Raw genomic sequence first — 12,455 nt, 5'->3', positions numbered from 1 at the left:
CATCCACAACGACAACGGAGACCCCGATGCGCCCCCGCCACAAGCAACTCAGGCACACCCTGATCGCCCTGGCCCTCGCCACCGCCACGGCCCACGCCACCACCGTCATCGACAACGCCAACGGCTACACGCTGAACGCGAAGGGCGACGTCATCCAGTTCGCGTCGCTCGCGTTCGACGACGCCGGCCGCATCCTCGCCGTCGGCACCGCCGCCGACGTCGCTGCGAAGGCCCCGCAGGCGAAGCACGTCGACATGGCCGGCCGCACCGTGCTGCCGGGTCTCATCGACGCGCACGGCCACGTGTTCGGCCTGGGCGAGATGCTGACGCAGCTCGACCTGTCCACCACGACGTCGCTGCCGCAGGCCCTGGCCGCCATCGGCGACTACGCGCGCGGCAACGCCAGGGCCGCGTGGGTGCGCGGGCGTGGCTGGAACCAGGAGAACTGGAAGCTCGGGCGCTTCCCGACCGCGCGGGAACTCGATGGCGTCGTGGCCGACCGGCCCGTGTGGCTGGAACGCGTCGACGGCCACGCCGGCTGGGCCAACGGCCGCGCGCTGGCGCTGGCCGGTATCACGGACCAGACGCCGGACCCGGTCGGCGGCAAGATCGTGCGCGACACCGCCGGCCATGCGACGGGCGTGCTGGTGGATGCGGCGCAGGCGATGATCCAGAAGGTGCTGCCGCAACCGACCGAACAGGAAGCGCGCACGATGCTCGACCGCGCGCTGGGCACGATGGCCAGCGTCGGCCTCACCAGTGCGCACGACGCGGGCATTGGCATCGCCCAGGACCGGCTGTACCGCGATTACGCGGACCACGGCAAGCTGACGGCGCGCATCTACGCGATGATCGGTGGCACCGGCGCCGACTTCGACCAGCTGGCGCAGAACGGCCCGCTGAACACGTACGGCCACGACATGTACGCGCTGCGCGCCGTGAAGCTGTACGCCGACGGCGCGCTGGGCAGCCGCGGCGCCGCATTGCTGGCGCCGTACACGGACGATCCGCATTCGCACGGCCTGCTGTTCCACTCGAACGGCGAGATCGACGCGATGATCGCCAAGGCCATGAAGAAGGGCTACCAGGTCAACGTGCACGCGATTGGCGACGCCGGCAACCGGCAAATCCTCGACACCTTCGCGAAGGAGATCCCGGCCAACCGCAGCCAGGCGCTGCGCCACCGGATCGAGCATGCGCAGGTCGTGACCCTGGCCGACATCCCGCGCTTCAAGCGCATCGGCATCATCCCGTCGATGCAGCCGACGCACGCGACGTCCGACAAGAACATGGCCGAGCAGCGCATCGGCCCCGAGCGCATCAAGGGTGCGTACGCGTGGCGCACGTTCCTCGCGCAGGGTTCGCGCATCGCGTGCGGCTCGGATTTCCCCGTCGAGGCGCCGAATCCGTTCTTCGGCATCCACGCGGCCGTCACGCGCCAGGACGCAAACGGCAATCCGATCGCCGGCTGGTATCCCGAGCAGGAGATGTCGCTGAAAGAGGCCTTGCGCTGCTTCACGCTCGACGCGGCCTACGCCGGCCACCAGGAACAGACGCAGGGCTCCCTCGAAGCGGGCAAGTACGCGGACTTCATCGTCATCGACCGCGACCTCTTCAAGATATCGCCCTACGACATTCACGAGATCGGCGTCCTCGAGACCTGGGTCGGCGGCCGCCAGGTGTATCGCAAGGTTCAATGATCGCTCTTGACGGAGTTGTATAGACAACTTAGACTTTCTGGAACGCTTATCGAGGAGTCCGTCATGACCACAGCCTCTCCCGCCGGAGATCCGCGTTTCGATCCCACCCGCGTCATCCGCGCCCCGCGCGGCAGCGAGCTCACATGTAAAAGCTGGCTGACCGAGGCGGCCTACCGCATGCTGCAGAACAACCTGGATGCCGAGGTGGCGGAAAACCCGCAGGGCCTCGTCGTCTACGGCGGCATCGGCCGCGCGGCGCGCGACTGGGCCTGCTTCGACCAGATCCTCGCGTCGCTGCGCGATCTCGACGACGACCAGACCCTCCTGATCCAGTCCGGCAAGCCGGTCGGCGTGTTCCAGACGCATCCCGACGCCCCGCGCGTGCTGCTCGCGAACTCGAACCTCGTGCCGAAATGGGCGACGTGGGAGCATTTCAACGAGCTCGATCGCAAAGGCCTGTTCATGTACGGCCAGATGACGGCCGGCAGCTGGATCTACATCGGCACCCAGGGCATCGTGCAGGGCACGTACGAGACCTTCGCCGAAGCGGGCCGCCAGCACTTCGGCGGCGACATGTCCGGCCGCTGGATCCTGACGGCGGGCCTGGGCGGCATGGGCGGCGCGCAGCCGCTGGCCGCGACGTTCGCCGGCGCCGTGTCGCTGAACGTGGAATGCCAGCAAAGCAGCATCGACTTCCGCCTGCGCACCCGCTACCTCGACAAGCAGGCGAAGGACATCGACGACGCGCTGGCCATGATCCGCGACCACACGGCGCGCAAGGAGGCCGTCTCCATCGGTCTGCTCGGCAATGCGGCCGACGTGTTGCCGGAACTGGTTCGCCGCGCCAAAGAGGGAGGAATGGTGCCGGACCTCGTGACGGACCAGACGTCCGCCCACGACCTGATCCACGGCTACCTGCCGCGCGGCTGGACCGTCGGGCAGTGGCTGGCGGCCCAGCGCGACCCGGCGCAGCACGCGGCCCTGAAGCAGGCCGCGGCCGAATCCTGCGCCGTGCACGTGCAGGCGATCCTCGACTTCAAGGCGATGGGATCGTACGCCGTCGACTACGGCAACAACATCCGCCAGGTCGCCTTCGACCAGGGCGTGAAAAATGCGTTCGACTTCCCCGGCTTCGTGCCGGCATACATCCGCCCGCAGTTCTGCGAAGGGCGCGGCCCGTTCCGCTGGGTGGCGTTGTCCGGCGATCCGGAAGACATTTATAAAACCGACGCGAAGATCAAGGAGCTGTTCCCGCAGCACACCCGCGTGCACCGCTGGCTCGACATGGCGCGCGACCGCATCGCGTTCCAGGGCCTGCCGGCGCGCATCTGCTGGCTCGGCCTCGGCGAGCGCCACCTGGCCGGCCTCGCGTTCAACGAGATGGTGCGCACGGGAGAATTGAAAGCGCCGATCGTGATCGGGCGCGACCACCTGGACACGGGCTCCGTCGCGAGCCCGAACCGCGAGACGGAAGCGATGCGCGACGGCACCGATGCCGTCTCCGACTGGCCCCTGCTGAACGCCATGCTGAACACGGCCGGCGGCGCGACGTGGGTGTCGCTGCACCACGGCGGCGGCGTCGGCATGGGCTATTCGCAGCATGCGGGCCTCGTCATCGTGGCGGACGGCACTGAGGCCGCGGATAAACGCCTGGCCCGCGTCCTCGTCAACGATTGCGCGTCCGGGGTGATGCGCCATGCGGATGCCGGCTACGAACTCGCGATCGAGACGGCCAAGCGCTTCGGCCTGCGCCTCCCGATGATCAAGTAAGACTGCATAGCTCCATCACGACACCATGACCCAAGACCATCACCTCATCCTGCAACCAGGCGCCTTGTCCCTGAACGACCTGCGCGCCGTCTGGGGCGCGCACAGCCGGCTCACGCTCGCGCCGGCCGCGTACGACGCCATCGAGACATCGGCCGCCACCGTGCAGGCCATCGTCGCCAAGGGCGATCCGGCCTACGGCATCAACACGGGCTTCGGCATCCTGGCCAAGCGCCACATCCCGCAGGCCCAGCTCGAACAGCTGCAGCAGAACCTGATCCTGTCGCACGCCGTCGGCACCGGCGAGCTTCTGCCAGACCACGTCGTGCGCCTGATCCTGCTGACCAAGATCGGCAGCCTGGCGCGCGGCTATTCCGGCGTGCGGCCGCTGATCGTCGACACCCTGATCGCGCTGTACAACGCCGGCATCATGCCCGCGATTCCGTCGCAGGGTTCGGTCGGCGCGTCCGGCGACCTCGCGCCGCTGGCGCACATGACGCTCGCGATGCTGGGTGTCGGCCAGGTGCGCATGCGCGGCGAATTGATGGACGCGCGCGCCGCGCTGGCCGCGGCCGGCATCGAGCCGGTCGTGCTGGCCGCCAAGGAAGGTCTTGCGCTGATCAACGGCACGCAGGTGTCGACGGCGCTCGCGTTGAACGGCCTGTTCCTCGCGGAGCGCCTGCTGGAAGCGGCGATGGTGTCGGGCGCGCTGTCGCTGGACGCCGCCCGCGGCAGCGACGCCCCGTTCGACCCGCGCGTGCATGAAGTGCGCGGCCAGCCGGGCCAGATCGCGGCGGCGAAGATTTATCGCCAGCTGGTCGCGGGCAGCGCGATCCGCGCGTCGCACCTCGTCGGCGACGAGCGCGTGCAGGACCCGTACAGCCTGCGCTGCCAGCCGCAGGTGATGGGCGCCGTGATGGACCTCATCGCCCAGGCCGGCCGGACACTCCTCATCGAATCCAATGCCGTCACGGACAACCCGCTCGTCTTCCCGGACTCCGGCGAAGTCATTTCCGGCGGGAATTTCCATGCGGAACCCGTCGCATTCGCTGCCGACATCCTGGCGCTGGCCATCGCCGAGATCGGCGCGCTGGCCGAACGCCGCATCGCGCTGCTGATCGATTCCACCTTGTCCGGCCTGCCGCCGTTCCTCGTGCGCGAGCCGGGCGTGAACTCCGGCTTCATGATCGCGCACGTGACGGCGGCCGCGCTGGCATCGGAAAACAAGTCGCTGGCGCATCCGGCCAGCGTCGACAGCCTGCCGACGTCCGCCAACCAGGAAGACCACGTCAGCATGGCGACATTCGCGGCGCGCCGTCTCGGCCAGATGGCGCACAATACGGGTGTCATCGTCGGCATCGAGCTGCTGGCGGCGGCGCAGGGGATCGAATTCCACCGCCCGCTGACGAGCTCCAGCCACTTGGAACATGTCCACGCAAAATTGCGCGAGCACGTGCCGGCGTTCGACGAAGACCGGTTCTTCGCGCCGGACATCGAGGCGGCGCGCCGGATGGTGATGGAAGGCGAGCTGTCGGCCGCGTGCAAGGACTTGTTCGCCTCGCTGCACTGATCAGGGAGTCTCAATGGATTTCAGGTTCAAGCCGGGTTCCGTGCCGCTGCTGCTGTCGATGCCGCATGCGGGCACCGACATTCCCGACGACATCGCGGCGAACATGGCGCCGTGCGCGCTGGTGCGGGCCGACACGGACTGGCACCTGCCCGACCTGTACGCATTCGCGGACAGCATCGGCGCCTCCACGTTGTCCGCACGCTGGTCGCGCTACGTGATCGACCTGAACCGGCCGCCCGAGGACACGAATCTGTATCCCGGCCAGGACACGACGCGCCTGTGCCCCGTCGACACGTTCGCGCGCGAACGGTTATACCAGGACGGCCGCGAGCCGGACGCCGGGGAGATCGAGCGCCGCCTGGGCCTGTACTGGCGCCCATACCACCAGCAACTGCGCGCGGAACTCGACCGCCTGCTCGCGTTGCACGGGCAAGTGGTGCTGTGGGATGCACATTCGATCGCGTCCGTCGTGCCGCGCTTCTTCGACGGCCGCCTGCCCGACCTGAATTTCGGCACGGCCGACGGCCACTCTTGCTCGCTGCAGTTGCAGGGCGAGATGATGCGCGTGGCCGGCTCCCAGGATCTGTTCACGTTCGTCTTCAACGGGCGCTTCAAGGGCGGCCACATCACGCGCTTCTACGGTGATCCGGCCGCCGGCGTGCATGCGATCCAGCTCGAAATGTGCCAGTGCCTGTACATGGACGAGGCGCCGCCGTTCGCCTATCAGCCCGACGTCGCCGGCAAGGTGCAGCCTTTGCTGCGCGAACTCATGGAATCGGCAATTGGATGGGCGCGGGCAGGGGGCCACGCATGAACGCGCTGTTCGCGCGCCACGCGCTGCTGGCGGGCGGCTGGGAGCGGGACGTGCTGCTCGAATGGGACGTGCGCGGCGACCTGACGAAGGTCGCGCCGGAGGCGTCGCCGCCGCTCGGCGTGGCGCGCGTCGATTACGTCCTGCCCGGCATGATCAACCTGCATTCGCATGCGTTCCAGCGCGCCATCGGCGGGCTGACGGAACGCGCAGGGAGCGGACCTGACAGCTTCTGGACCTGGCGCGACCTGATGTACCGCGTCGCCAACCGCATCACGCCCGAGCAGATGGAAGCCGTGGCCGCGCAGCTGTACGCGGAATGCCTGCGCCACGGCTACACGGCGGTCTGCGAATTTCATTACGTGCAGCGCGCGCCGGGCGGCCATCTGTATGGCCATCCGGCCGAGACGGCGCAGCGCATCGCCCAGGCCGCGCACGAAGCCGGCATCGGCGTGACGCTGCTGCCTGTGATGTATGCGTACGCGGGCTTCAACGACACGCCGTTGCGCCAGGACCAGGAACGCTTCCGCACGGATCCCGCGCAGGTGCTGCGCATCGTCGAAGCGCTGGAACCCTTGCGCGGGCCGCAGTTGGAAGTGGGCGCGGCGCCGCATTCGCTGCGCGCCGTATCGGCGAGCCAGCTGCGCGAACTGGCGCAGGCGCTGCCGGCAGGGCGGCCGCTGCACATCCACATCGCCGAGCAGCAGCTCGAAGTGGCGCAGTGCGTGGAGGCGACCGGCATGCGCCCGGTGGATTATCTGATGGAGCAGACGGACGTCGACGCGCGCTGGTGCCTCGTGCACGCGACGCATCTGTCGGACGGAGAACGGGACCGCATCGCGGCCAGCGGCGCCGTCGCGGGCCTGTGTCCGACGACGGAAGCGAACCTGGGCGACGGCCTGTTCCCGTTGTCTCCCTACATCGCGGCCGGCGGGCGCTTCGGCATCGGCAGCGACAGCCACGTGTCGCAAAGTCCGGTGGAAGAACTGCGCTGGCTCGAATACGGCCAGCGGCTCCGCTACCTGCGCCGCAATATCGCCGTCCACGGCGAGGAACGCGACGTCGGCGCCTTCCTGTGGCAGCAGGCGCTGGCGGGCGGCGCGCAGGCGGCGGGGCGCCGTCTCGGCGTGCTCGCGCAGGGCCGGCGCGCCGACCTGCTCGTGCTGGACAGCGCGCACCCGAACCTGGACGGCGTGCCGCCGCACGAGGTGCTGGGCCGCTTCCTGTTCAGCGGCAACGACAACCTCGTGCGCGACGTGCTGGCCGGCGGCCACTGGGTGGTGCAGGGCGGCCGCCACAAGGCGCAGGACGCGATCGCGCAGCGCTACAAGGCCGCAGCGCGTACACTGCACGCACATTGATGCCAACGACGAAGGGAAGCAAGCCATGACGATGCTGATTCCGTATGCGAACCTCGAACCGGTGTCGTGGAAGAACGGCGGCGGCAGCACGACCGAAATCGCCGTGTTCCCACCGGACGCCGGCTTCGACGGCTTCGACTGGCGCGTGAGTCTCGCCACGATCGCGAACGACGGCCCGTTCTCCATGTTCCCCGGCGTCGAGCGCACGCTGGTGCTCGTCGACGGTCCCGGCATGACGCTCGACATCGACGGCGCACCCACGCTGCTGTCGAAGGGCGAGCCGGTCGCCGCGTTCGACGGCGAGTCGCGCGTGGAGGCCAAGCTGAACCGCGGCGCCAGCACCGACTTCAACGTGATGACCCGTACCGAACGCTGCTGGCACCGCTTCGGCCGCCGCCGGCTGGACGGCGACTCCACGTTCGTCGCGCGCGCCGACGTCACCGTGCTGTTCCTGGCCGAAGGCGACAGCCTGGAACTCTGCAGCGACGACCAGCGCATCAACCTCGTGCGCTTCGACGCCGTCGTGCTCGACCCGGACACGAAGTGGAAACTGCGGGCGGAGCAGGGCGCCATCTTCATCGTCGACATCCATTACTACGACGACGAGGACGACCTCGACAACGAGGACGGCATGTATGAGTGAAGCCGTCGACGTCCTGTACGCGAATGCGCGCGTCGCGACGCTGGCGGATGGCTATGGGATCCTCGACGATGGCGCCGTCGCCGTGCGTGACGGCCGTATCGCGTGGGTGGGGCCGCGTGCCGAGGCGCCGCCGGCTTTGTCCGTTCACGATTGCGGCGGCTTGTGGCTCACGCCCGGCCTCGTCGACTGCCACACGCACGTCGTCTACGCGGGCAACCGCAGCGACGAATGGGAAGCGCGCCTGAACGGCGCCACCTATGAAGACATCGCGCGGGCCGGTCGCGGCATCATGTCGACCGTGCGCGCCACCAGGGCGGCATCGGAGGACGACTTATTGGAAGCCAGCCTGCCGCGCATCCGTGCGTTGCTGGCCGAGGGCGTGACGACATTGGAAATCAAGTCCGGCTACGGTCTCGATGTCGAATCCGAAGCGACGATGCTGCGCGTGGCGCGCCGCGTGGGCGAGCTGCTGCCGGTGACGGTCCGCACGACCTTCCTCGGCGCGCACGCGCTCCCGCCCGAGTACGCGGGCCGCGCGGACGACTACATCGACATGCTGTGCAGCGAGATGCTGCCGGCGCTGGCCGCGCAGGGTCTCGTGGATGCGGTCGACGCGTTCTGCGAGCGCATCGGCTTTTCGCACGACCAGACGGCGCGCGTGTTCGACGTGGCGCGGCGTCTCGGCCTGCCCGTGAAGCTGCACGCGGAGCAGCTGTCCGACCAGGGCGGCGCGGCACTCGTGGCACGGTACGGCGGGCTGTCGGCCGATCACCTGGAGTGGCTGTCGGACGAGGGCGTGGCCGCGATGGCGCGCGCGGGCACGGTGGCCGTGCTGCTGCCCGGCGCCTATTACTTCCTGCGCGAGACGCGCATGCCACCGCTGGCCCAACTGCGCGCCGCGGGCGTGCCGCTGGCCGTCGCCACCGACTGCAACCCGGGCACGTCGCCCATGACGTCGTTGCTGCTCGCGATGAACATGGCGTGCACGCTGTGGCGCCTGACGCCGCTGGAAGCCTTGCGGGGCGTGACCGTCAACGCGGCGCGCGCGCTGGGCCTGCTTGAGACCGGCACCCTGGCGCCGGGCCAGCACGCCGACTTCGCCTTGTGGGACATCGCCCGGCCGGCCGACCTGGCGTATGCGATCGGCGCGAACCCGTGCCGGGGCGTCGTCCATGCCGGCGTGTGGCGCGATCAGGTATCCTGACGGCTCATCCACAACGCCACCGGAAACCGCATGCTGAGATTTGCCATGCTGGTGCTCGCCTGCGCCGGCATCCTGTCGTCCGCCCATGCCGACGAAACCCTGCGCGTGGGCTCCAAGCGCTTCACCGAGTCGTACATCCTGGGCGAGATCCTCACCCAGACCGCGGCGCGCGTCGGGCCGGCCGAACACAAGCAAGGCCTGGGCAACACGGCCATCGTGCTGGGCGCGCTGCGCTCGGGTGCCATCGACGTCTATCCGGAATACCTGGGCACCATCGACCTCGAAATCCTCAAGAATGCCCAGCCGACGTCGCTCGACGCGATGCGCGCGGCGCTGCGCTCGCTGGGCCTCGGTGTCGCGGTGCCGCTGGGCTTTTCCAACGGCTACGCGCTGGCGGTGCGTGGCGATGCGGATGTGCGCCGCCTGTCCGACCTGGCGGCGCATCCAGAAATAAAAATCGGGCTGTCGCATGAATTCCTGGGCCGCGCGGACGGCTGGCCGGGCCTCGCGCGGCGCTACGGCCTCGCGCAGCAACCGCGCGGCCTGGACCACGGCATCGCGTACGAGGCGCTGGCGCAGCGCCAGGTCGACGCCATCGACATTTATTCGACGGACGCCAAGATCCGCCAGTACGGCTTGCGCGTGCTGGACGACGACCAGCAGTATTTCCCGCGCTATGACGCCGTGCTGCTGTACCGGCTCGACGTGCCGCAGCGGTTTCCGCAGGCGTGGCGTGCCATCGAGAAATTGGAAGGCACGATCACGGTGAACGACATGATCGCGATGAACGCGGCGGCCGAACTCGACGGTCAGAGCTTCGCAAGCATTGCGAAGTCGTGGCTGGGTAGGGTGGACGGGTTTCCCGTCCACCCTACAAACTCCCCGATCATCGTGCGCGACGGTCTGCTTACCAAAACGTTCGGCAATGGTTTCATGAACCTTGCACGCCAGCACCTGCTGCTGGTCGTGCTGGCCGTCCTGCTCGGCAGCGTCGCCGGCATTCCGCTCGGTATCGTGGCCGCGCTCGTGCCGCGCCTGCGCCAGGCCGTGCTGGCCGTGGCGGGCGTCCTGCAGACCGTGCCGTCGCTGGCGCTGCTCGCGATCCTGATCCCGTTGCTCGGCCGCATCGGCACCGTTCCTGCGCTCGTCGCCCTGTGCGCGTATGCGCTGCTGCCCATCGTGCGCAATACGTGCACGGGGCTGCTGCAGGTGCCGTCCGGCCTGCGCACGGCTGCGCTGGCGCTGGGGCTGACACGGCGGCAATCGCTGGTCGAGGTCGAGCTGCCGCTGGCCATGCCGACGATCCTCGCCGGCGTGAAAACGGCGGCCGTGATGAGCGTCGGTACGGCCACCATCGCCGCCTTCATCGGCGCCGGCGGCTTCGGCGAACGCATCACGACGGGCCTCGCGCTGAACGACAACGACATGCTGCTGGCGGGCGCGATCCCGGCCGCGTTGCTGGCCTTGCTGACCCAGGCGGCGTTCGAGCTGTGCGAGCGTCTTCTGGCGCAGCGTCGGCGCTACAGCGATTGAAGTTTGGAACGGGTCGTGGAGATCGCGCGGTGCAGGATGCGTTCCGCGTGGAAGTCGTTTTCGCGCTGGACGGCGATGGCGTGCAGGCTGCGGGTATAGGTGTCTATCCGGGAGCGGAGCCAAACCCGGTAGACCCATCGGGTGATCGTTTTCATGTCCATGTCCTCGTGAATGAGCACATTGTCCCGCTCGACGCGTTCTTGCATTTGTGATCACTCAATCGCGTCCGGCCCACAAACTCCAGCTTTCTGTTACCGAGGTAAGCATTTGTAAGGAATCTGCAAATGCCGCGGTCGGGAGACTATATTGAAGCCGTTGGATTCAAGTCTCCCCTCCCCATCGACGAATGGGTTCACCCGCGGCGCTGCGAACAGCCCGCGGGTTTTTTCTTGCCAGAATCAGCCTTGGGCCAGCGCTTCCAGCGGCGCGCCCGTCACGCGGCAGATGCGCCAGTCCGGCATGACCTCGGCGCCCATCGATTGGTAGAAATTGATTGCCGGCGTGTTCCAGTCCAGCACCGACCATTCGAAGCGGCCGCAGCCGCGATCGACGGCCAGGCGCGCCAGGTGCTTCAGCATGCGGCTGCCGTAACCCTTGCCGCGATGCGATTGCCGCACGTACAGGTCTTCCAGATACAGCCCACGCTTGGTGAGGAACGTCGAGAAATTGTGGAAGAACAGGGCGAACGTGACGACGTCGCCATCCGCTTCGCCGACGATGGCTTCGCAGGCCGGCTGCGGGCCGAACAGGCCTTCGTGCAATTTCTCTTCCGTCGCCACGACAAGGTGCTCGAGCTTTTCGAACACGGCCAGCTCGACGATCATCGATTGGATGTGAGGGACGTCGGCCGGGGTGGCGGGGCGGATCGCGAAGGTGGTATCAAGAGTCATGGCGTCGTTTCGATGCAATCGTTGAGGTTGACGGATACGGCTGGTTTGGCCGCGGGCGCGCGCAGGGCCCAGGCGACACTGCCCAGGCACACGGCCATGCCCAGCCATTCGGTGAGGCCGGGGCGGTAGTGTTCGAGCTTGATCGACAGCAGCACGGAGATCACGGGCGTGATCACGCCGATGTACACGGCCTTGTTCGAGCCGATGCGGTTGATCAGCGTGAAGTAGCAGATGAACGCGACGACCGAGCCGAAGATGGACAGGTGCAGCAGGCCCAGCACGTAGCTGGCCGTGCGCGGGATGATGAAGGCCTGGCCCGTCGCGAGGCACCATGCGGCGACCATGCACGTGCCCCAGAACATCGACCAGCCCGTCGTCAGCACCAGGTTGTTCGATTCCTCGCGCACCTTGCCCACGACGATGCTGCCCGCCGAGCTGGCGATCGACGCCGCGATGCCGAGCACGAGGCCGAGGGTGAAATGGCCTTGCCCGCCCTGGCCCAGGTGGCGCAGCTCGGTGCCGATCGCATGCCAGAACAGCAGCGAGACACCGGCGATGGCCGCCGCGCCGGCGCCCCATGTGCGGCGCGGGATCGGGGTGCCGAACGCGATGCGGGCACAGATCGGCGTCCAGAACACCATCAGCGCGAACAGCACGGCGACGAGCGCCGACACGACATATTGTTCGGCGTTGTACGTGCAGACGTACGACACGCAAAAAGTAAAAAAGCCTTGCAGCAGGGTCCAGCGCTGGACGCGCCAGGGCAGCCGCAGCCTGTCGCCGCGCAGCAGGCAGACCGCGAACAAGGTCAGCGACGCGAGCGCGAACCGGTAGACGACCGACACCGCGGGCGGGACTTCACCCAGCTCGAGCGTGATCGCGAAGAATGTCGATCCCCAGATCAGGGAGGCAATGGTGAAGAGGACGTAGGAGGGCATCGCGAAAGTATATCGCGATCCCTCTTCTGTTGTGGCCG

General features: G+C 68.0%; 11 protein-coding genes. 8 read left to right on the top strand and 3 right to left on the bottom strand.

Annotated elements, in window-relative coordinates:
* The first annotated feature begins 26 nt into the window (after positions 1–26).
* From QPK29_RS25245 to QPK29_RS25210, 8 genes are all read left to right on the top strand, one after another.
* The gene (locus QPK29_RS25245) at positions 27–1,700 is read left to right on the top strand and encodes an amidohydrolase (protein WP_371768872.1); all 1,674 of its coding nucleotides are present in this window, start codon (positions 27–29) and stop codon (positions 1,698–1,700) included.
* Positions 1,701–1,763: 63 nt separating this feature from the next.
* Complete coding sequence (gene hutU, locus QPK29_RS25240) at positions 1,764–3,470, top strand: urocanate hydratase (protein ID WP_371768873.1); 1,707 nt, start codon at positions 1,764–1,766, stop codon at positions 3,468–3,470.
* Between the two features lie 25 nt (positions 3,471–3,495).
* A complete protein-coding gene (gene hutH / locus QPK29_RS25235; RefSeq protein WP_371768874.1) occupies positions 3,496–5,037 on the top strand; it encodes a histidine ammonia-lyase in 1,542 nt (513 codons plus the stop codon).
* 13 nt (positions 5,038–5,050) lie between these two features.
* Positions 5,051–5,851, top strand: a complete 801-nt coding sequence (gene hutG, locus QPK29_RS25230; RefSeq protein ID WP_371768875.1) for an N-formylglutamate deformylase — start codon at positions 5,051–5,053, stop codon at positions 5,849–5,851.
* On the top strand, positions 5,848–7,209 hold the full coding sequence (locus QPK29_RS25225; RefSeq protein WP_371768876.1) for a formimidoylglutamate deiminase: 1,362 nt from the start codon (positions 5,848–5,850) through the stop codon (positions 7,207–7,209). Before hutG ends, QPK29_RS25225 begins: the two co-directional genes overlap by 4 nt.
* A 25-nt stretch (positions 7,210–7,234) precedes the next feature.
* Entirely contained in the window at positions 7,235–7,852 is a 618-nt protein-coding gene (locus QPK29_RS25220) for a HutD/Ves family protein (RefSeq protein ID WP_371768877.1), read from the top strand.
* A complete protein-coding gene (gene hutI, locus QPK29_RS25215; protein WP_371768878.1) occupies positions 7,845–9,056 on the top strand; it encodes an imidazolonepropionase in 1,212 nt (403 codons plus the stop codon). Before QPK29_RS25220 ends, hutI begins: the two co-directional genes overlap by 8 nt.
* Positions 9,057–9,086: 30 nt before the next feature.
* Entirely contained in the window at positions 9,087–10,589 is a 1,503-nt protein-coding gene (locus QPK29_RS25210) for an ABC transporter permease/substrate-binding protein (protein ID WP_371768879.1), read from the top strand.
* Here the strand turns inward: QPK29_RS25210 and QPK29_RS25205 are convergent.
* From QPK29_RS25205 to QPK29_RS25195, 3 genes are all read right to left on the bottom strand, one after another.
* Positions 10,577–10,744: a hypothetical protein gene (locus tag QPK29_RS25205; RefSeq protein ID WP_371767179.1), complete on the bottom strand. Its 168-nt coding sequence runs from the start codon at positions 10,742–10,744 to the stop codon at positions 10,577–10,579. The genes QPK29_RS25210 and QPK29_RS25205 overlap by 13 nt on opposite strands.
* 243 nt (positions 10,745–10,987) lie before the next feature.
* The gene (locus tag QPK29_RS25200) at positions 10,988–11,479 is read right to left on the bottom strand and encodes a GNAT family N-acetyltransferase (protein WP_371768880.1); all 492 of its coding nucleotides are present in this window, start codon (positions 11,477–11,479) and stop codon (positions 10,988–10,990) included.
* Entirely contained in the window at positions 11,476–12,417 is a 942-nt protein-coding gene (locus QPK29_RS25195) for a DMT family transporter (protein ID WP_371768881.1), read from the bottom strand. The genes QPK29_RS25200 and QPK29_RS25195 overlap by 4 nt, the downstream gene beginning before the upstream one ends.
* Positions 12,418–12,455: the final 38 nt, after the last annotated feature.

The sequence above is a fragment of the Massilia orientalis genome (genome assembly GCF_030411975.2).
Classification (GTDB): domain Bacteria; phylum Pseudomonadota; class Gammaproteobacteria; order Burkholderiales; family Burkholderiaceae_D; genus Telluria; species Telluria orientalis.
This window is presented reverse-complemented; position numbering and strand designations above follow the sequence as displayed.

What these genes read in the sequence shown, in the direction of transcription:
- QPK29_RS25245 (WP_371768872.1), top strand. Translation starts at nt 27, where the DNA reads ATGCGCCCCCGCCACAAGCAACTCAGGCACACCCTGATCGCCCTGGCC.
- hutU (WP_371768873.1), top strand. Translation starts at nt 1,764, where the DNA reads ATGACCACAGCCTCTCCCGCCGGAGATCCGCGTTTCGATCCCACCCGC.
- hutH (WP_371768874.1), top strand. Translation starts at nt 3,496, where the DNA reads ATGACCCAAGACCATCACCTCATCCTGCAACCAGGCGCCTTGTCCCTG.
- hutG (WP_371768875.1), top strand. Translation starts at nt 5,051, where the DNA reads ATGGATTTCAGGTTCAAGCCGGGTTCCGTGCCGCTGCTGCTGTCGATG.
- QPK29_RS25225 (WP_371768876.1), top strand. Translation starts at nt 5,848, where the DNA reads ATGAACGCGCTGTTCGCGCGCCACGCGCTGCTGGCGGGCGGCTGGGAG.
- QPK29_RS25220 (WP_371768877.1), top strand. Translation starts at nt 7,235, where the DNA reads ATGACGATGCTGATTCCGTATGCGAACCTCGAACCGGTGTCGTGGAAG.
- hutI (WP_371768878.1), top strand. Translation starts at nt 7,845, where the DNA reads ATGAGTGAAGCCGTCGACGTCCTGTACGCGAATGCGCGCGTCGCGACG.
- QPK29_RS25210 (WP_371768879.1), top strand. Translation starts at nt 9,087, where the DNA reads ATGCTGAGATTTGCCATGCTGGTGCTCGCCTGCGCCGGCATCCTGTCG.
- QPK29_RS25205 (WP_371767179.1), bottom strand. Translation starts at nt 10,744, where the DNA reads ATGAAAACGATCACCCGATGGGTCTACCGGGTTTGGCTCCGCTCCCGG.
- QPK29_RS25200 (WP_371768880.1), bottom strand. Translation starts at nt 11,479, where the DNA reads ATGACTCTTGATACCACCTTCGCGATCCGCCCCGCCACCCCGGCCGAC.
- QPK29_RS25195 (WP_371768881.1), bottom strand. Translation starts at nt 12,417, where the DNA reads ATGCCCTCCTACGTCCTCTTCACCATTGCCTCCCTGATCTGGGGATCG.